Source organism: Pseudomonas sp. MYb327 (assembly GCF_040438925.1).
In the GTDB taxonomy this organism is placed as follows: Bacteria; Pseudomonadota; Gammaproteobacteria; order Pseudomonadales; family Pseudomonadaceae; genus Aquipseudomonas.
The window spans coordinates 2,916,200-2,934,990 of the sequence record NZ_CP159258.1; the positions used below are offsets into that span (position 1 = coordinate 2,916,200).

Genomic DNA, 18,791 nt, shown 5'->3' on the forward strand with positions numbered 1-18,791 from the left:
TGCTCGCGCCGGGTGGCGAAGCGGCCCCAAAAAGGGATTGCTGCGAAATCCAGCGGCAGCAAGCGCCCTCGCCACAACGACTCATTTGTACGCATGTGCTCGTAAGGGTCACTGCTACGGACCCGGTCTATCAATATAGACGTCGATTTCCAGGCAGGATGCCGATCCGACAAAGGCCAGCTGCGATCTTTTGATTTTTGATCACTTACCCGCCAGTTTGAACCTCACACAATCCTCATAAAAACTCTGCCGCACCGCCGCAGGCTTGATCCGGGTCGGGCTGTCATAAGTCTGCTCGGTAATGCCCATAGCCATCATGCGCATCCACGACTTGGAAAACTTGTACGACTGAATTTTTGCCCGTGCGGCATATAACGAAACCCCGGACAACTTCAATTCCTGGGCTTTTGCCGCCGTCCCTGCGCCCCAACTACACATATAACGATCATTGGGCTTCAGTTCCTTGGCCTGGGCGGAAACTGCAAAACCGGCGACCCCGACAGAGATCAGCGCTACCCATACATTGCGCATTTACATTCAACCCTAACCGACTGAAATTGAAGCGATTCTGGCGAAAGCCGGAAAATTTGGGGGCCAGCATAGTGCCTTATTGGAAATGCACTGACCCAAGTCATGAAACAAAAGTCATTTACTTGCGACATTTCAATACTTTGCTATAGCTATGAGTCACTTCGCCAACCAATGAGGCAACGGAATGTCAGTCGCAAAAAAAATGAGTGTGGGGCAACTGACGATGTTGACCGCCGTCAACATGTTGGGATCAGGGATCGTGCTTTTACCGACGAAACTTGCGGAAGTTGGCGCAATATCGATTTTGTCCTGGCTGGTAACGGCCACGGGTTCTCTGGCACTGGCTTATGCCTTTGCGCGCTGCGGGATGCTCAGTCGAAAGACTGGCGGCATGGGCGGTTACGCCGAATACACTTTCGGCAAGGCCGGCAACTACATCACTAACTACACCTACGGACTCTCACTGTTGATCGCCAACGTGGCGATCAGTATCACCGCCGTCGGCTATATCCAGGTGCTGTTCGACGTAAAACTTGATTCGCTGCAAGTAGGCCTGGCAACCATCGCGCTACTGTGGATCACCACCTTCGCCAACTTCGGCGGTGCACGGATTACCGGCCGGATCGGCGCCATCACTGTCTGGGGGGTAATCGCGCCAGTGGTGTTGGTGTCGACCGTTGGCTGGTTCTGGTTCGACAGCAGCGTTTATGCCGCAGGCTGGAACCCCCACGACCGGTCCTGGTTCGAAGCGGCAGGTGCTTCGGTGGCGATTACCCTGTGGGCCTTCCTCGGCCTGGAGTCGGCGTGCGCCAACACCGACGCGGTGGAAAACCCCGAGAGGAACGTGCCGATCGCAGTGCTCGGCGGCACCCTTGGCGCGGCGGTGATCTACATTGTCTCCACCAACGTTATCTTCGGAATCGTCGGCAACGCTGAACTGGTCGCTTCCACCGCGCCGTTCGGCCTGGTGTTCGCCCATATGTTCACCCCCATGGTCGGGGATATTGTGATGGGAGCGATGGTGCTGGCCTGCATTGGTTCATTGCTCGGCTGGCAGTTCACGATCGCGCAGGTGTACAAAAGCTCTGCCGACACCGGTTACTTCCTGTCGATCTTCGCCAGGTCCAACAAGGCCGGCACGCCGATTATCGGCATGTTGGTGCTGCTGGCGGCGCAGACTGCGCTGGCCCTGCTCACCATCAGTCCCAACCTGAGCAAACAGTTCGACACCCTGGTCAACCTCGCGGTGGTCACTAACCTGGTGCCGTACATCCTTTCCATGGCCGCGTTGATGACCATGCAGAAAGTCTCCAACGTACCGGCCGGCAAAGCGCTGGCCACCAACATCATTGCCTGGCTGGCCGCCGCCTACAGCTACCTGGCGCTCTACAGTTCGGGCGAGCAGGCGTTGATGCTCGGCGGCGTGGCAACCATCTTCGGCTACACGCTGTTCGGCTTCGTCAACAACCGCCTGATCCGTCTTGAAGCAGTCAACAACAGCGTACCGACGCAAACCGTCAGCGCGCAGCACCTCATTGGCAAACCAGTGCCGGTGAACAGCCTGAAAAAAGCCACTCTGGAGATTAACGCATGACGGAATATAGACATTCACTCGGGATGCTCGCGCTGCTGGTCAGCAGCCCGGCGGACAAGCGCACGGTATTTGGCCGCGCCCTCGATCAATTGGTCAGCGATGTAGAAGGACGTGGCGTCAGCGTACTGGCCTCGGAAAGCCTCAGCGATGCGGCGTCGATCCTGCGTTCGGACCCGGCCGTCCAATGCGTGTTGATCAGTTGGGAAATGGACACCAGCGAAGGCCACGAAGACTGCATCAAATTGCTGGTCAAACTGCGCGAACGCAACACGCGAGTGCCGGTGTTCCTGATCAGCGACCGGACCACCGCGTCGAGCATTCCGTTACTGGTCATGCAACACGCCGACGACTTCATCTGGCTGCCCGAAGATACCAGTCGCTTCCTCAGCGGACGGATCCTGGCGGCCATCGAGCGCTATCGCCAGGCCGCCCTGCCGCCGATGTTCGGCGCGCTGGTGAAGTTTGCCCGGTCCTATGAGTATTCCTGGCACACCCCGGGTCATGCCGGTGGCACGGCGTTTCTGAAAAGTACGGCGGGCCGGGCGTTCTACGAGTTTTTCGGGGAAAACCTGCTGCGTTCCGACCTGTCGATTTCGGTCGGTGAACTGGGCTCGCTGCTTGATCACAGTGGCCCGATCGGCCAGGGCGAGCGCTACGCCGCTAAGGTGTTCGGTGCCCATCGCACGTATTACGTGACCAACGGCTCGTCGATGTCCAACCGCGTCATCCTCATGGCCAGCGTAACGCGCAATCAGATCGCCCTGTGCGACCGTAACTGCCATAAATCCGCCGAGCATGCGATGACCCTGTCGGGTGCCCTGCCGACCTACCTGGTACCGACGCGCAACCGCTACGGCATCATTGGCCCGATCCTCCCGCAAACCCTGAGCGCCGAAGGCGTCAAAGCGGCCATCGCCAATAACCCGATGGTCAAGGACGGCATCGACCCGACACCGGTCCACGCGATCATCACCAACTCCACTTACGACGGTCTGACCTACAACGTCACCCGCGTCGAAGAACTGTTGGGCCAGAGTGTCGACCGCCTGCATTTCGACGAAGCCTGGTACGGCTATGCCCGTTTCAACCCGCTGTACCGCGACCGCCACGCCATGCACGGCAGCCCGGACGATCACGATGCTTCGAAGCCAACCGTGTTCGCCACCCAGTCGACCCACAAATTGCTCGCGGCCCTGTCTCAGGCCTCGATGATTCACGTGCGTAACGGCCGTAATCCGATCGAGCACGGACGGTTCAACGAGTCGTACATGATGCACGCGTCGACTTCGCCCAACTACGCGATCATGGCCTCTTGCGACGTCAGCTCGGCGATGATGGAAGCCCCAAGCGGGCAGATTCTTACGACTGAATCCATCGAAGAAGCTGTGTCGTTCCGCCAGGTCATCTCGCGCATGCACCACGAGATGCATGGCAAGGACGACTGGTTTTTCACCTGCTGGCAGCCGCCGACCGTACAGGTGGGCAATGCGACGGTGCCCTTCCATGAAGTGGACCCGGTGCTGCTGAAAACCGAGCCAAACTGCTGGGTCCTACACCCCAACGAGGTCTGGCACGGTTTCGGCGACATCGAAGAAGGCTACTGCATGCTGGACCCGATCAAGGTCTCGGTGCTCAGCCCCGGCATGGGCGACGACGGCAACCTGCTCGCTTCGGGCATCCCGGCCTGTGTGCTGACCGCGTACCTCGGTCGCCAGGGCATCGTCGTCGAGAAGACCACCGACTTCACCATCCTCTTCCTGTTCTCCATCGGCATCACCAAAGGCAAATGGGGCACGCTGGTCAACGCCCTGCTCGACTTCAAGCGCGACTATGACGACAACACCGAACTGGAGCTGTGCCTGCCGGACCTGCTGGCCGGCAACCAGACCCGTTACGCCGGCATGGGCCTCAAGGACCTGGCCGACGAAATCTTCGCCGCCATGAAGCAACACAAGACCACCTCGGCCATGTCCCAGGCGTTCGGCACGCTGCCGCAAGCGGTGTTCAGCCCGGTGGAAGCCTACGAGAAACTGGTGCGCAACGACATCGAACTGGTCACCCTGGATCAAGCCGCCGGGCGCATCGCCGCCACCGGCATCGTGCCGTATCCGCCAGGCATTCCATTGCTGATGCCGGGTGAGAACGCCGGGGCTGCCGATGGTCCGTTGCTGGCCTACCTCAAGGCGCTGGAAGCGTTCGACAAATCCTTCCCCGGTTTCACCCATGACACCCACGGGATCGAAGCCGAGAACGGGGTTTATCGGATGCTGGTATTGAAATGAGGTAAATCAGGCTCAGCATAATCCCTGTAGGGGCAAGCTTGCTCGCGATAGCGGCTGTACATTCAATATTGGGGTGTCAGTAAGTCCGCCATCGCGAGCAAGCTTGCTCCTACGAGGATCTCCTTCAGTCCAAAAGCCTATGGGCAAATTCGATCACAGCGCTCTATGATTGAACCCCATGACCACCACTGCTCCGATCCGCCAACCCTGCCCGCCCGGTGCCTGCGATTGCGGGCGTGACCCGTTGCTGGAAACACCGGGTGCCGACGTGCGCATCCTGTTTCTGACCCGCACGGAAGAAAAGCGCCTGATCGAACGCCTGGAAAACCTTTCAAGCCTCAAAGACCTCGAACACCTGCAACAGCGGATGTTCGACCAGTTGGGCATCCGTGTGGACATCGTGCCCAGTTTCAACGAAGTACGGACCATGCGCGGTATCGGCATCCAGGTCGGCGAACTGCCGGGGTTGTGCCGCAAAACCCGCGCCTCGATCCCGGCCGCGATTCGCCGCGCCATGGAAAAGCGTCCTGAAATCGCTTACGACGTGCTTAACGCCAACGACCTGTTGCGGGACGCATGATGACGCCCCTTCTCGAATTCCCTGTCACCGACGAGATTCTTGCCTCCTTCGCATTGACGATCGGCACTGACCTGCCGGGCTATCGCAATCACATCTGTCGGGTACTGAATTTCTATTGCGCACTCAGGGGCATTGAAGGCCTGCCAGCAGAGGCCGTGCAGATTGCGGCGGCGTTTCACGACCTGGGCATCTGGACCGACGACACCCTCGACTACCTGCCGCCCTCGGTGCGAATGGCCAACCTTTATCTCGATCACCGGCAACGCCAGGACCTTGGCGAAGAAGTGAGCGCACTGATTCTGGAGCACCACAAAGTACGCCCCTATCGTTCGGCCTGCGCCACCAGCGTCGAGCCGTTTCGCCAAGCCGATGTCATTGATGTATCCCTTGGGCTGGTGCGCTTCGGACTGCCCCGTGCGTTGATCAAGACCGTGCAATCGGCCTTTCCCGATCACGGCTTCCACAGGATGCTGATGCGGCGCTCGGCACGGCAATTCATTCGTACGCCGCTGCGACCGCTGCCCATGTTTCGCTGGTGAAACGGGCCTGCGTGTCCTGTCTGGACAACCCCTCGAAGGAGGATCCGCGGTCGTACACACGGTGCAGTGCGCCGCTATGCCGATGACGGGTTTCGTCTACGCCAAAATCCAGAAAGCCCGGTGCTCGCCGCAAGCGACGAAAATAACCAGGGAAGGCGATGCCCCCAAGAAAGACAGACAGCAACAGCCCTTATCGTCAGTAATTAATACTGGCGATTTCCCAATTCAAACCTACGCTTTTCGCACAGAGACACATATTCCAAGCATCGTCGGGGGACTGCTTCATGGGTATCAATGTCGCGCCGTTGAAAACGACCGCCCTGCCCGCTTTTACCATTCTCGCCCTGTGCTGCCAGAACGCATTCGCCGGCGGCATCATGCTCTATGAAATCGGCACCGATAACGTCGGTCTCGCCAATGCCGGTGCTGCCGCCAGAGCTCAGGGCCCTTCAACCATTGCCAGCAATCCGGCGGGCATGAGCTACCTGCCGGGCACGCAAATCACCGGTGGCTTGCAGGTGCTGTACGGCAACCTCAAATTTGATCGCGATGATGACACCAACGTACCGGGCAGCAGCAGCGGCAATGCCCTTGATCCGCTTCCCGGCGGCAGTTTCTTCATCAGCCATGAACTGGACGATCACTGGAGCGTCGGCTTCGGCCAGTACGGCGACTTCGGCCTGGCCGTCAATTACGATAACGATTGGTCCGGGCGCTACTTTTCGCAAAACTCCAGCCTGCTCGGTTTGTCGATGGTGCCCAGCGTGGCTTACCGCTTCAATGAGCAATGGTCGATCGGCGTGGGCGTCAAGGCAATGTACGGCATGCTGCAGGCCCAGACCGCGATCGATCGCTCGCCATTCGGCTTCACCGATCGCGAAGACGGCCAGTTCAAATACAAGGACAAAGACTGGGGGTTCGGCGCGAATGTGGGCGTGATCTACGCCCCACAAGCCGGCACTCGTATCGGTCTGACCTACACCAGTAAGGTCGATCTGGAGTTCGAGGACGGGTTGGACATCAAAGGCAACGGCCCGGCACTTGATCGCCTGGACGGCGCCAAGACCAAGCTCGACATGACCGTGCCACAAACCCTGACCCTGAGTCTTTTCCAGCAGATGGACCCGCAGTGGGCCCTGCTCGCCTCGGTCAACTGGCAAGACTGGTCAGAGTTCGGTGAGATCGCCGCTCAGGTCGACACCTCGGCAGGCAATGCGGCATCGACCACGGTCGATGCCGGGTTTAAGGACACCTGGCATCTGTCGCTGGGCGCGCAATATCAGGCCACGCCGCAACTGCTGTGGAACTTCGGTGTGGCTTACGACAGCAGCGCAGTATCGGACAGCGATCGCTCGTTCATTATCCCCATGGACGAATCATGGCGCTTCGCGACGGGAGCCACCTATGCTCTGAACAAGGACACCGATGTCAACGTCAGTTGGGCCATGATCTGGATGGGTGACATGAGCGTGGACCAGACCAAATCCCTGTCAGGCAATCGTACTTCCGGTCAGTTCGACAATGCCTGGATTCAAACCGTTACCGGGAACATGACATGGCGTTTTTGATTGTCCACTGCGTAAAAAATGATTTCACTCAAGGAGCACACCGCACTATGAACCTGTCCCGAAACTTGCTGATCGGCGCCGCACTGACCGGGCTCTTGCTCGGTGGTTGCACCTCCAAAGTCACCGAGAAGGAGCAGTACTCCGGCTACCTGTCCACCTACAACAACCTGCAGGAATTCGAAACGCCCAGTGGTGGTACGGCGATGCGTTGGGTAAGCCCGTCGTGGAACCCCAATGCCTATGACACCGTGGCATTCACCCGACTGGAGATGTACCCGGCGCCCAAGCCCAATGAGCGGGTCAACCAGCAGACGCTAAACGACATTCAGAACTACATGACCAACAAGGCCAAAACCACGCTGGGCCAGAAGTACCGGGTCGTTTCCAGCCCGAGCGCTGCGCCGGCCGGCTCAAAAGTCCTGGTCATGCGTGCAGCGATCACCGGGGTAAGTGCCTCGCCGGAAGGCATGCACTGGTATGAAGTGGTGCCTATCGCAGCGGTCGTAGGTGGTGTGTCCGCCGTTACCGGTATCCGGGATGAAGACACCGAACTGTATATCGAGGCAGAGTTCATCGACGCCAAAAACAATCAGTCCGTAGCCAGGGTCGTACGCAAGGTCTTTGGCACCACGCTGGAAAATGACAAACAGAAAATCACCGCCCAGGACTTCAAGACAGCGATCGACAAGCTGGGTAGTGACTTCCAGGTGTTCATCAACCACAAATAACACCGTCGGCTAACAACACGCCTTTGTGGCGAGCGAGCTTGCTCGCGCTGGGCTGCACAGCAGCCCCAAAATTCGGTTCGCAACCACCGATTTAGCGACTGCTTCACAGTCGAGCGGGAGCAAGCTCCCTCGCCACAATGGGTTTCATCACGGTAAGCATCAGGTTTTTTTCATTCCGACTCGCCGTCGCATCTCGGCAGTAATTGTCTGCCGGGTTTTCTTCAAGTCCGCCCACGGCTCATCACCGACTTCAGCCAGACGTTCATGCGCGTTGTGAATGTTCCACTGGTTGCCACCCTTGAGCTCCTCCACCTCTTCACGAAAAATCGGCATCGACACCGGCAGCCCTTCGCGGGTGCGTGCGGCGTAGGCACAAATGGTGGTCGCGCCCAATCCGTTGCGCAGGTAATCGATGAAGATCCGTCCTACCCGATTCTTCGGTCCCGACACCGCGGAAAAACGTTCCGGCAGCAGCTTCGCCATGTGGCTGACGATGGCGTGGCTGAAATCCTTCACATCGTCCCAACCGGCCTTGCGGGTCAGTGGCACCACCAGGTGAATCCCCTTGCCGCCGCTGGTCTTGAGGAACGCCTTGAGCCCCAGTTCGTCGAGCACCGAGAGCGTCAATTGCGTTGCCTCGACCATGCGTTTCCACGGCAGTGCCGGGTCCGGGTCGAGGTCGAGGACGAAGCGGTCGGGTTTGTCGAGGTTGTCCGAGGTGGCATTCCAGGTGTGCAACTCGACGGTGCTCATCTGCACTGCGCCGATCAAAGCTTCGGCGTTGTTGATGACCATCATCGGCTGGCCGGTGAGTTTCTGGTCCAGCGTGGTAATGCCGGGGATCGCCAGGCGCTCGGCGTTTTTCTGGAAAAACAGTTCACCGGCAATACCATCCGGCGCACGCACCAGCGCCACCGGGCGGTCCTTGAGCTGCGGCAAAATCCACTCGGCGACGCTGGCGTAATACTCCGCCAGTTGCACTTTGGTCGCGCCACTGCTGGCGTCGATGACCCGGTCCGGGTGGGTGATGCGCACCTTGCCCTGGTCAAGGCCGATTTGTGACGGCGCGGGTTCGGCTTTCTTCTTCGCGGCAGGCGCTTTGGCGGCAGCGGCTTTTTTCGCGGGGGCAGTTTTCGCAGATGCAGTTTTCACGGCAGTCGGACGCTCCTCGGTGATGTCTTTGGCAGGTTTGTCGTCACGCAGGCCATGGAACACCGCGTGACGCACCGACCCGTCTTTGGTCATTTCGGCAAAAGCCACTTCCGCCAGCAACTTGGGTTTGAGCCAATGCACAGCCTTGAACTCGGCACCGCTGGGTGGATTGATCACGGCGGGTTTCTTCGTCTGCAACGGCTTGAGCTGTTCGTGAATGCTGTTGAGCGTCGCCTCGGTAAACCCGGTGCCGACCTTGCCGGAATAGCGCAACTCGCCGCTGTCGCGGTCATGCAACCCCAGGAGCAAAGCGCCAAAGGCGTTGCGTGAACCCTTGGGGTCGGTGTAGCCGACGATGACGAATTCTTGTCGGTGCTTGCACTTGAGTTTGATCCAGTCACTGCTGCGCCGGGATACATAGGCCGAGCCCAGGCGTTTGCCGATCAGCCCTTCCATGCGCATCTGACAGGCACTGTTGAGCAACGCTTCCGGGTCTTCGTTGAAGGCGTCGGAGAAGCGCAGCAGCGGATCATGATTGTTGGCTTTCAGCAGCGTCGCCAGCGCCGCTCTGCGTTCCTCGACCGGCACCTCGCGCAGGTCGACACCATTGAGGTACGGCAGGTCAAACAGGTAATAGAGAATGTTGCCGCTGCGGTTGGCCTCAAAGGCGTTTTGCAGGGCCTGGAAATCCGGCACGCCCTGCTCGTCGGCGACCACCATTTCACCGTCCAGCCAAGCCGATTCGACACCCAGTTTTGCAAGCGCCTTGGCCTGGCCGGGCAGTTTGTGGGTCCAGTCGTGGCCGTTGCGGGTGAAGAGTTTGACCTCGTCATGGTCGATGCGCGCCATGATCCGGTAGCCGTCGAACTTGACCTCATAACTCCATTGGCCGTCCGGGGCTTTTTCCACCAGTGTCGCCAGTTCCGGCTTGATCTGAACCGGCAGTTTGGCCTTGTGAGCACCGGTCAATTGCGCAGACTTTTCCTTGCGCGCCGGGGTGGCGGGTTTCTTGACGGCTTTGGGTTTTGCGGCCTTGGCGGATTTGGCTGCCTTGGCAACGATGGTGCGGTAGCTGAGCACGCTGTCGGGCTCGGCGGTGACGACGTCGTAATCGTCTTCAGGTCGAGCGGCACCGTCCTGATGCTTGATCAGAAACCATTGCTCCTGCTTGCCCGGCATGTGCGTGCGCACCAGGTTCCACAGCCCGCCGAGTTTTTCGCCTTGAAGCTCGAACTTGAGCCGGCCTTTTTCGTAAGCCTTGGCCGGATCTTCCTGGGGAATCCACACACCACGGTCCCAGACAATCACGTCGCCCGCGCCGTAATGACCCTCGGGAATACTGCCCTCGAAGGTGGCGTAATCAATCGGATGGTCTTCGACGTGCACCGCCAGGCGCTTGACCTTGGGGTCGAGCGACGGGCCCTTGGGCACCGCCCAGCTCTTCAGTGCGCCATCCAGTTCCAGGCGAAAGTCGTAATGCAGGCGCGTGGCATCGTGTTTCTGGATGCAGAACTGCAAGGCGTGATCCTTGGCGTTCTTCCTGCCAGAACGTTTGACCGCGGCCGGTTCCGAGGTCGCGGAAAAGTCGCGCATGCGGTTGTAGTCTTCCAGATTCTTGCTCATGGCTCACCTGCTGGTCGGCAGCGCCTGGCTGCTCTTCCTGATTGCGGTTGTGCTTCCTAGCCAATACTGGATTTGAGCTCGATAAACCGTCGCGTCGCCATCAGCCCGGCGGGATGCGCGTGGCGATGGGCGCTGAGCCAGGGAATCAGCACCGACATCTCCTCGTGCGGAGCGAGTCCCTTGAGGTCAGCCTGCAACGCTAGAACGTCCGGATCGTTGTCAGGCACAGCCGGATCAACCGTGACACCACTGCCGCGTCGCACCGCGGCTGCCGAACGTTCCGGTTTCCAGTCACCCGCGATCCAGTCGTGCAACAGCTGCTTTTCATAGGGGCTGAACACGCCGAACATCGCCGCGCCGTTGCCATCGATCAACTGCCAGAAACGGCTTTCCTGAGGGTTTTGCTGGCGCTTGATCCAGCCCTTGTTTTCCATGGCCGCGAGGAACCCGGGTAATTGCTCCGGCGATGACAACCATTGATTGACGGTCTGGCCTTCAAAACGGCAATAGTCGGAATGCATGTGCTGGCCGAACGGGCGTTTGCGTTCAAGCATGGCCAGCAGCTCGCGCTCCAGGTCAAACGAATCGATGATCGCGCGACTGCCCTGCCCCAGATCATTCAAGCGATACCCCAGTGCTACCCGGCGCAGGAAGTCCTCGCGGTCACCCGTGATCGGCAACAGCTGCAACACCGCTTGCACGGCCTTTTGCGCATGGCCGGTACTGGCATTGTCGATGGTCACGTGCAGGGTGAAGTAATAAGGATCGATGCCCAATTCGCTGAGCTCGTAGGCACTGATCAATAAATGCAGTGGCAGTTGTTCATAGCCGAGGTTGTAGCCGATCACCTCCGGCAAAAACTCATCGCCGCAGTGCCCCAGGGCCAGTTGTATCGCGCCTTGCAGGTAATGCTCGTCGGCCAGATGGTCGCCGTCCGGCAGGCTATGTTCGGCAAGAAGCCGACGGTAGATCGCGACGTGATTCTGCGCCGGATTGCCATCGCCCAATTCTTCCAGATAGGTGCAAATCAGCCCTTCGAAACGCGGGTCGCGCCAATGCTGCAATAACCCGTACAGCCAGGCGCCGTCGACCAGTTTGGTCGGGGCCACGGCTTGCAGGAAAAACAACGCATGGGATTTAGTGCTGAAGTACTGCCGCGCTCCTCCGGCCTTGCGCTGTTGCAGGTAATCGGCGTACTGGCGGGCCACGTCGGTGCAGTGCTGCCGAACCCACTCATATAGCGCGGCAGGTTCGCCCGGGAGGTCATTCGGCAGGTCTTCGGCTTGTTGCAGCTGCGCACGCAGAAAGCTTTCGGCGAGCGAGCGCCGTTGGCCGGCATCGTCGTCGAGCAACAGTTGCTCGTAGATCTGGCGGACGCTGCCGGCTTGCGACATCGAATGTTCGTGGGCAGGTTTGGATGCAAGTTTGGTCAGGGCAGTCATTGGCGGATATCTCGCTCGGAGGCCAGTGGCAGGACGCGCAATCAACACGTCCTTCCCTCAGCAGAGCGAGTCGCCGGGACAAAAATTCCATCGGCGTTGAAATTGCCCGGACAGACGGAGCGCCCGACGGCACATAGCCTGCACTCATGCCTACAAGAACATCAGCCCCACGGCGAAAATCATCGGCGAAGTCTCCGACCCGCGCGGCGGGCAGTTCTTCGCGGCCATGGACCAGTTCAAAGTGCCAGAGGATCTACCGCGCATTCATGAAGTGGCCGCGCGGTTTGGTGTGACGTTTTTGGCGCCCAAGTCGACCGTCTGACCGCGTCATCGTTCATCGCGAGCAGGCTCGCTCACAGAGATCCAACGAAGATCCAACTGTGGGAGCGAGCCTGCTCGCGATGGCGTCTTGATAGCCAACCCTAACTTCAGGCAGCCGTGCCATTAGCCTGCTGCTCCAGATGCACCTGCAATTGCGGTTCAATGCCCAATGCCGCCGCCAGTTCATCCAGATAATTACGCTCGGCCTCCTGCTGATCGTCCACCAGCATCACGCTGGCCAGGTACATTTCCGCCGCCATGGCGGTGTCCGTAGCCGATTGCGCCACTTCAGCAGGATTCAGTGGCTTGGCTACTTCGTCATCGAGCCATTGTTGAAGCTCCGGGTCGCCGGTGTGACGGCCGATTTCCTTGCCAATCATCTGCTTCTCGGCGTCATCGATCCGCCCGTCCGCCTTGGCCGCCGCTATTAATGCGCAGAGGATCGCATGGCTGTGCTCCTCGACGTCCGGGCCTTCCAGCATATCCACCATGTTCAGTGCCTGCTGTGGCGCCTGTTGCTGTTGCGCAGCCTGGCTGCGTTGCCAGGCTTGATAGGCCTGGAATGCCATCATTCCCAGTGACGCGAGCGCAGCATAGTTGGTGCCGCCAGCGGAACGGCTCTGCGGCGCACCGCCCATCGGCGAGCCACCGCCGCCCAGCAGGCCGCCGAGCAAACCACCCAACCCGCCCAGGCCACCGGCCCCGGCGCTGGAGCCACCGCCGCCGCCACCGCCCAACAAGCCACCGAGCAACCCGCCCAGGTCGCCTAGGTCACCTTGAGCCGGCGCCCCGGCGCCCTGTCGCGGCATGGAGCCTTGGCCTCCCCGCAGTAATTGTTCGAGCAAATCGCTGGTGTTCATGACGACGTCCTCATCTAAGGGAATGATCCAGTCAGCCAACAATAGTCCTCGCCCGTAAATGTGCCACCACCGTTTGGCTGACGTGCCCGCCAGTTTTATCCAGTGTATTTTTTTGCACCCCGGCTAAGATTCATGGGTGGTGAACCTTATTCCCGGATACCCGGTCGATACCTGCAACCCCACCCGGTTTGCCGCCGCCCGCCAGATGAGGGCGTTGACTGGCTTGCTGCACTTTCTGGAGACCCCCCGTGATTACGACTCTACACATCGCCAGGCTCAAAGCGTGGGGTGCCCATGGCTTTACCGCCACCGGCGTGGTCACCGCTTTCCTCGCGACCCTCGCCCTGCTCGACAATCAGCCGACCACCTGCCTGCTGTGGCTGGGCGTCGCCCTGATCGTCGATGGACTGGACGGCGCACTGGCGCGCAAGGTCAACGTGCAGTCGGTGTTGCCGAGTTTCGACGGCTCGATCCTCGACCTGGTCATCGACTACCTGACCTATGTGTTCATTCCCGCACTGTTCATCTATCGCTACATCCCGTTGCCGGACTACACGCTTCTGCTGACCGTATCGCTGATTCTGGTGTCGTCACTGTTCTGCTTCTGCAACGTCAACATGAAAAGCAAAGACAACTACTTCCAGGGTTTCCCCGCTGCATGGAACGTGGTTGCCCTGTGCCTGTACATCATTGGTCCGTCGCCCTGGATCACCTTCCTGACCGTCATCGGCCTGGCCTTGCTGACCCTCACCCGAATGAAATTCCTCCACCCGTTTCGCGTGCGCCGTTTTATGCCGATCAACATTGCCGTGACCGCTATCTGGCTGCTATGCAGTCTGTCGCTGGTCATCAACCACCCGGTGATCAACCCGATGGTGATGGGCCTTTGGCTGCTGATGTCGGCGTATTTCCTGGGGATCTGCCTCTGGCGCACGGCGCTGGAGTGGTTCGACGGATCGCGGCTCAAGTAACGCCATGCCTATGCATATCGTGCGCCTTGGCTCCCCGCGCCTGCCTCGCTCGGTACTGCGCGAGTTGCTGGAGGCACGGGGGGCGAACGTGGTTTAACCCTTTGAAAAAAACACATCCCGTTGTAGGAGCGAGCCTGCTCGCGAATGCGAAATGTCAGTCACATCATCTTTGATTGAAAGAACGCCATCGCGAGCAGGCTCGCCGCCGCTGGGGTGATGCGTGTCGTGTCAGCGCCGTGTGATCACCACCTCCAGGTATTCACTCGGCACCACCAACGATTTATCGCCCGCCCGGTTCGACCGGTTTATCAGTTCAGTCAGGTCGGCTTCCAGGGCTTGTGCGCCGTCCGGTGGCAATGCCGCGAAGGCCTTGTGAACGGGGCCGTACCAGGTACGGAACGTCTCGATAAAGTGCGCCGCCGAGCGATAGCGGAAGTTGAAGGTGCGGCGCGTCACCTGAACGAGGAAGCTGCGTTCGTCGAAGTGCGTGTGCAGCCAGGCTTCAGTGCCCCACTGCGACGGCGGTTGCGCGCCGGGCGGTGGCGGCAGGTGCCGGCCGAGGGTCTTGAACATCTGGCCGACGAAGCCTTCCGGCGTCCAGTTCGCCAGGCCGATGCGGCCTCCAGGCCGGCAAACCCGTGCCAATTCCGATGCGGCTTTGGACTGGTCCGGTGCAAACATCACGCCGAAGGTCGACAGCACGGCATCAAAGCTGGCGTCTTCAAAGGGCAACGCTTCGGCGTCGGCCACTTGGAAGGTAACGTTCAAGCGCTCAGCCCTGGCCCGGTCCTCGCCTCGTTCAAGCAATGCAGCGACGTAATCGGTTGAGCGCACGATACAACCACGGCGAGCCGCGGCCAGTGTGGCGTTACCGTTGCCGGCGGCCACGTCGAGCACCAGTTCATCGCAGAGCAGGTCGCAGGCTTCGGCCAGTTGCTCGCCGACAATCTGCAAGGTGGTGCCGATCACGGCGTAGTCGCCGCTGGCCCAGGCGGCCATCTGGCGGTTTTTCAGGGCAGTCAGATCAATGGGTGTACTCATGGAGACAATCTCTGGGTTGGAACACGGATCCCGCTAGCGACGACTTACTCCGCCGTAGTCGGATCGATGATGTTCATTACCTGGGAAATGCGATTGGCCGGGAAACCGCTCTGCCTGGCGTGTTCCCTGATCTGCTCTTCGCTCGGCGAGATGTACACGCAGTACAGCTTGTCTCCAGTGACATAACTTTGAAGCCACTGCACCTCTGGCAACTCGCGCAACGCCCGGCAGGACTTTTGCGATGCTGCCTTCAAATCCCTTTCTGACAGTGTTCCAGCACCTGGTATTTCCCGTTCTATGACGAACTTAGGCATGGCAACCTCTCATTCTTGTTATGGATGACAGGGCCGGTAGACCCTGTGGGCCCACTATCGCGCCGGGCAACGCTGGCGTCCTGTCCGATCGTCGGCCAACACTGCCCGATCGTCCGGAGCTTTCATGCTTCGCGCCGACAGGCTCACAATCAACGCTTGGCCCACAATCCCCGCACGGGAAAACGCCCATGGACGCCTTGTCACAGACCCTGCGCGTCGTCCGCCTGGTCGGCGCAATTTTCATCAATGCCCGGTTCACCGCGCCCTGGTGCTACCAGTCACCGAGTGCGGATACCGCAGCACCCTTCCTCGAGCCCAACGCCGAACGGGTGGTGATCTTTCACTTGATCACCGAGGGCGAGTGTTACGTCGAACTGGGGGACGATCCGCCGCTGCGGCTGAACGCCGGCGACGTGGTAATTTTTCCCCAAGGTGACGCCCATCGAATGAGTTCCCAGCCAGGCTTGCCTCCCGCCAAAGGTGCGCGACTGGATGAAGTCCTGGCTCGGCGGCCGCGGCAGTTGAGCTATGGCGGTGGCGGCGCGGTGACGCGTCTGGTCTGCGGTTATCTGGCGTGCGATACGCGATTGGCGGGGATGTTGCTGACCGGATTGCCGGCGGTGGTGCGGGTCAATGTGCGCGGCTCGAACGCCGGCATCTGGCTGGAATCATCGGTGCGTTATGCCTTGGCCGAAGCGCGCTCGCCAAGGCCGGGTGGCGAAGGCGTGCTGGCGAAACTGGCCGAAGTGTTGTTCATCGAAGTGCTGCGCTTGTACATGCACGAACAGGGCAAGGGTCGAACCGGCTGGCTGGCGGGCGTGAGCGACCGAATCGTCGGCGCCGCCCTCAATGCGCTGCACAAGAAACCCTGTCACGCCTGGACGCTGGATGAACTGGCGCGCACGGCCGGCACTTCAAGATCGGTCCTGGCGGAACGCTTTCAGCAACTGGTGGGGATTTCGCCGATGCAGTACCTGACGCAATGGCGCATGTTGCTGGCGGCCAACCTGTTACGCAGCAGTAACAGCTCCTTGCTGCGCATTGCCGAAGAGGTCGGTTACCAGACCGACACGGCGTTCAGCCGGGCATTTCGGCGGGAGTACGGTGCGCCGCCAGCGGCGTGGCGGCGCAGTCAGGAAAAACGAACAATGGCCCACGGTGAAGTGAGCCATTGATACTTCAAAAGTTCGCTGCCTGCGGCAGCTCCTACACCGCCGGAGCGGCCGCTTTGGCCTCTTGCAACAACTGCTGGATCACCTTCTCCTGCGTCTCATAACTGCCTTCGCCAAAGTGGGTGTATCGCACCTGCCCTTTCGCATCGATGATGTAGTGCGCCGGCCAGTACTGGTTGTCGAAGTTGCGCCAGATCGCGTAATTGTTGTCGATCGCTACCGGGTAGGTGATGCCGTATTCCTTCACCTTGTCCTTGACGTTGTCGATGATGCGTTCGAACCCGTACTCAGGGGTGTGCACGCCGATGACCACGAGGCCATCCTTCTCGTATTTCTTCGCCCAGTCTTTAACGTATGGCAGGGTGTGCTTGCAGTTGATGCAGTCGAACGTCCAGAAGTCCACCAGCACCACTTTGCCTTTGAGCGATTCGTTGGTCAGCGCTGGCGAGTTGATCCACTCCACCGCGCCGGTCAGCGACGGCATGGCGCCCTGGGCGTTGTCCATGGACTCGGCTTTGACCTTGCTCACCAGGTAATCGACGACTTTCGGCACGGTTTCCAGCAAGCCTTTCTCAACACTGCTGACACCTTCCGACGAAGTGTTGGCCAGCAACACATCATTGGCGCCGGTAGAAATCACCGCCGCACCGGCCAACACCGCGACACCGGCACCGCGACGCAACCAGCCAGTGACCGGGATCGACGGTTTCAAGCGGTTGACCAGGCCACGACCGGCGAAGATCAGGGTACCCAGGGACAGCGCGCTGCCCAGTCCGTAGGCCACCAGCAACAGACTGGTTCCGGCGTTCGCGCCTTGCAGCATGGCGCTGGTGAGGATCACGCCGAGGATCGGCCCGGCGCAGGGTGCCCAGAGCAGGCCGGTGGCAACGCCGATCATGATCGAACTCAGAGGGCCGGACATTTTGCGGCTGTTCGGGTCGATGCGATTACCCAGCGCCACGAACGGACGCGCCAACCAGTCGCCAACCCGTGCGGAAATCAGCGACAGGGCGAACAGCACCATCACGATCAGCGCCACATGGCGGCCGGTGTTGCTGGCTTCGATCACCCACTCGCTGCTGACCACCGCCAGGCTGGAGATCAGGGCAAACGTCAGGACCATGCCGCCGAGGGTCAGCATGATCGACGAGCGCGTACGGTCGGCTCCGGCGAACAGGAACGGGACGACCGGCAGGATGCAAGGGCTGAGGACGGTCAATATGCCGCCCAGGAAAGCGATGAGTAACATGGGATCACCTTTGAAGTGTTGGGAGGCATCCACCACCCTCCTGTAGGAGCTGGCTTGCCAGCGATAGCGGTCAACAGGTCACATCCGTGTTGGATGTGCCGCCGTCATCGCTGGCAAGCCAGCTCCTACAAAGTACGGTGGTGTTTTCGGGTTTCAGGCGCTCTGGCTATCCAGCAGCTTTCCCTGCGGCGTTCGGCTGGAACCGTCCTGGGCGAGAAAGTCACTACCGCCCTTCTCCGCCACCGGCGTCAGTTGAAAGCAGGTGCTGCTGCCGCAGGCGTTTTGTTCGACAGCGGCGTTGGCATGGGCGGCGGCGCCGGCAAAGGAGAACGCCGCAGCGGTCAAAAAGCGGGTGACGTTGTTCATGATGTTCTTCCTGGATTCGTTGGGTTGCGCTAAAGGTGATCGCTGAACTTAGTTGTCCGAGTTGCAGTTATCAGCAAGCTTGCGGTAGTCCAGGACCTGGGTTTTGCTCTGGGAATCAAGGTAGGTCAGCTGGGCATTCACCACGCCGCAGGAAGGCGAGGCATCCTGTTTCAGCGACACGACTTTCTTGATGTCCAGTTGCGTGCCGTAGTTGTAGTTCTTGGGCGTAACATCGGCTTCGGCGCGGGCCGACAAGGTGCAGATGTTCAGAGCGGCAAACAGGCAAGCGGCGTAGATGGCTTTAGTATTCATGGCGGTTTCCTCAAGGTTCGATAGGTAGTTCGTTTGTTTGCGTGGAGGCGGTATAACTTGCCTCGTTGGAACCTATTAGAAGCCCTCGAGGTATCCCGTATGTGTCGGGAACAGGCGCGTGTAAATCGGTACGTATCAGAGCCGGG

Annotated in this window: 17 protein-coding genes and 1 pseudogene; 9 read left to right on the top strand and 9 right to left on the bottom strand. The window is 59.8% G+C overall.

The features are described 5' to 3' along the window. Positions 1-201: 201 nt before the first annotated feature. On the bottom strand, positions 202-531 hold the full coding sequence (locus tag ABVN21_RS13075) for a hypothetical protein (RefSeq protein ID WP_339555272.1): 330 nt from the start codon (positions 529-531) through the stop codon (positions 202-204). Between the two features lie 184 nt (positions 532-715). Here ABVN21_RS13075 and potE point away from each other — a divergent pair, with 184 nt between their 5' ends. From potE to ABVN21_RS13105, 6 genes are all read left to right on the top strand, one after another. After that, positions 716-2,125 (top strand): putrescine-ornithine antiporter, encoded by a 1,410-nt coding sequence (gene potE / locus ABVN21_RS13080; RefSeq protein WP_339555271.1) that lies wholly within the window; start codon positions 716-718, stop codon positions 2,123-2,125. Continuing rightward, positions 2,122-4,407 (top strand): Orn/Lys/Arg decarboxylase N-terminal domain-containing protein, encoded by a 2,286-nt coding sequence (locus ABVN21_RS13085; protein WP_339555270.1) that lies wholly within the window; start codon positions 2,122-2,124, stop codon positions 4,405-4,407. The genes potE and ABVN21_RS13085 overlap by 4 nt, the downstream gene beginning before the upstream one ends. Positions 4,408-4,585: 178 nt before the next feature. Continuing rightward, positions 4,586-4,987, top strand: coding sequence for a hypothetical protein (locus ABVN21_RS13090; RefSeq protein ID WP_339555269.1), 402 nt, complete (start codon positions 4,586-4,588; stop codon positions 4,985-4,987). After that, entirely contained in the window at positions 4,987-5,526 is a 540-nt protein-coding gene (locus ABVN21_RS13095; RefSeq protein WP_339555268.1) for a phosphohydrolase, read from the top strand. Before ABVN21_RS13090 ends, ABVN21_RS13095 begins: the two co-directional genes overlap by 1 nt. 284 nt (positions 5,527-5,810) lie before the next feature. Beyond that, on the top strand, positions 5,811-7,094 hold the full coding sequence (locus tag ABVN21_RS13100; protein ID WP_339555267.1) for an outer membrane protein transport protein: 1,284 nt from the start codon (positions 5,811-5,813) through the stop codon (positions 7,092-7,094). 47 nt (positions 7,095-7,141) lie between these two features. Beyond that, positions 7,142-7,822, top strand: a complete 681-nt coding sequence (locus ABVN21_RS13105; protein ID WP_339555266.1) for a DUF3313 domain-containing protein — start codon at positions 7,142-7,144, stop codon at positions 7,820-7,822. Between the two features lie 159 nt (positions 7,823-7,981). On the opposite strand, the gene ligD is transcribed toward ABVN21_RS13105, so the two are convergent. Then, the gene (ligD, locus tag ABVN21_RS13110) at positions 7,982-10,597 is read right to left on the bottom strand and encodes a DNA ligase D (RefSeq protein WP_339555265.1); all 2,616 of its coding nucleotides are present in this window, start codon (positions 10,595-10,597) and stop codon (positions 7,982-7,984) included. 56 nt (positions 10,598-10,653) lie between these two features. After that, on the bottom strand, positions 10,654-12,039 hold the full coding sequence (locus ABVN21_RS13115) for an iron-containing redox enzyme family protein (RefSeq protein WP_339555264.1): 1,386 nt from the start codon (positions 12,037-12,039) through the stop codon (positions 10,654-10,656). A gap of 145 nt (positions 12,040-12,184) precedes the next feature. Here ABVN21_RS13115 and ABVN21_RS13120 point away from each other — a divergent pair. After that, positions 12,185-12,361, top strand: a pseudogene (locus ABVN21_RS13120) (cupin domain-containing protein); the annotation flags it as partial. A 106-nt stretch (positions 12,362-12,467) separates the two neighbouring features. Here ABVN21_RS13120 and ABVN21_RS13125 read toward each other — a convergent pair. Next, on the bottom strand, positions 12,468-13,220 hold the full coding sequence (locus ABVN21_RS13125) for a tellurite resistance TerB family protein (RefSeq protein ID WP_339555263.1): 753 nt from the start codon (positions 13,218-13,220) through the stop codon (positions 12,468-12,470). Positions 13,221-13,468: 248 nt separating this feature from the next. Between ABVN21_RS13125 and pcsA the strand changes: the two genes are divergently transcribed. Then, on the top strand, positions 13,469-14,191 hold the full coding sequence (gene pcsA, locus ABVN21_RS13130; RefSeq protein WP_339555262.1) for a phosphatidylcholine synthase: 723 nt from the start codon (positions 13,469-13,471) through the stop codon (positions 14,189-14,191). A 228-nt stretch (positions 14,192-14,419) separates the two neighbouring features. Here pcsA and ABVN21_RS13135 read toward each other — a convergent pair whose 3' ends face one another. Both ABVN21_RS13135 and ABVN21_RS13140 read right to left on the bottom strand, forming a co-directional pair. Then, positions 14,420-15,232, bottom strand: a complete 813-nt coding sequence (locus ABVN21_RS13135; RefSeq protein WP_339555261.1) for a class I SAM-dependent methyltransferase — start codon at positions 15,230-15,232, stop codon at positions 14,420-14,422. Between the two features lie 44 nt (positions 15,233-15,276). Beyond that, entirely contained in the window at positions 15,277-15,546 is a 270-nt protein-coding gene (locus tag ABVN21_RS13140) for a DUF4242 domain-containing protein (RefSeq protein ID WP_223506114.1), read from the bottom strand. Between the two features lie 188 nt (positions 15,547-15,734). Between ABVN21_RS13140 and ABVN21_RS13145 the strand changes: the two genes are divergently transcribed. Then, positions 15,735-16,721 carry an AraC family transcriptional regulator gene (locus ABVN21_RS13145; RefSeq protein WP_339555260.1) on the top strand — a complete coding sequence of 329 codons (987 nt, stop codon included), beginning with the start codon at positions 15,735-15,737 and terminating at the stop codon, positions 16,719-16,721. A gap of 31 nt (positions 16,722-16,752) precedes the next feature. Here the strand turns inward: ABVN21_RS13145 and ABVN21_RS13150 are convergent, their stop codons facing one another. The 3 genes from ABVN21_RS13150 to ABVN21_RS13160 all read right to left on the bottom strand — a co-directional run bounded on the left by ABVN21_RS13150 (position 16,753) and on the right by ABVN21_RS13160 (position 18,645). Then, on the bottom strand, positions 16,753-17,967 hold the full coding sequence (locus ABVN21_RS13150; protein ID WP_339555259.1) for a cytochrome c biogenesis protein DipZ: 1,215 nt from the start codon (positions 17,965-17,967) through the stop codon (positions 16,753-16,755). 153 nt (positions 17,968-18,120) lie between these two features. Beyond that, a complete protein-coding gene (locus ABVN21_RS13155; RefSeq protein ID WP_339555258.1) occupies positions 18,121-18,333 on the bottom strand; it encodes a hypothetical protein in 213 nt (70 codons plus the stop codon). 48 nt (positions 18,334-18,381) lie between these two features. Further along, positions 18,382-18,645, bottom strand: coding sequence for a DUF2790 domain-containing protein (locus ABVN21_RS13160; RefSeq protein WP_339555257.1), 264 nt, complete (start codon positions 18,643-18,645; stop codon positions 18,382-18,384). Between the last annotated feature and the right edge of the window lie 146 nt (positions 18,646-18,791).